Genomic DNA, 839 nt, shown 5'->3' on the forward strand with positions numbered 1-839 from the left:
GGCGGGTATTATTAAGCATGCGACGAACTTCACTGCTGTCACAAACCCGACGGTGAACTCTTATAAGCGTCTTGTACCTGGATACGAAGCTCCGTGTTATGTAGCTTGGTCCGGGCGAAACCGTAGCCCGCTTGTCCGTGTACCGACATCTCGTGGTCTTAGCACTAGAATTGAAGTGCGCAGTGTAGACCCATCTGCCAACCCTTATATGGCTATGTCTGTGTTACTGGCTGCAGGACTTGACGGAGTTGAAAATAAACTGGAAGCTCCAACACCAGTGGACCGTAACATCTACGTCATGAATAAGAAAGAGCGTGAAGCTCACGGCATTAAAGACCTGCCTGCAACGCTTTATGATGCGTTAGAGGAGCTTCAGCAGGATCCGATTATGATAGAAGCTCTTGGTGAGCACTTATTCGAGCATTTCATCGAAGCAAAAGAAATTGAGTGGGATATGTTCCGTACTCAAGTTCATCCATGGGAGCGCGAGCAATACTTACAAACGTATTAAGTTAAAGTAAACCTCCGACGTTGTCGGGGGTTTTTCTTTTTACATAGACTTAGTCAAACGATGTTCATGGTTTGCAAGGCTGTAAGTGGGGAGGATTAGGCGTTCGATTAAAACCAGAATTTCCTGTAACCAAAAAAGGAAGTTAAATGTAATCTCCTTGCCAAAGATATTTAATTATAAGAAATCACACGGAGGTTTTTGAAAGCGTAAATTTTACATATTTCTATTATACAAATCGTGGTTCACTTCATAATAATAGAATAAAGAACATATGTTCGTTTTTTGTGAGGTGTGAAACCGATTGAAACATTCGTGGATGCGTTCCAAA

At 42.4% G+C, this 839-nt stretch carries 1 pseudogene; it reads left to right on the forward strand.

The window, feature by feature from the left end:
- A pseudogene (locus LD39_RS21175) lies at positions 1 to 511 on the forward strand (type I glutamate--ammonia ligase); the annotation flags it as partial.
- Positions 512 to 839 lie beyond the last annotated feature (328 nt).

This window comes from Halobacillus sp. BBL2006 (assembly GCF_000786645.1).
Taxonomy (GTDB): domain Bacteria; phylum Bacillota; class Bacilli; order Bacillales; family Halobacillaceae; genus Halobacillus.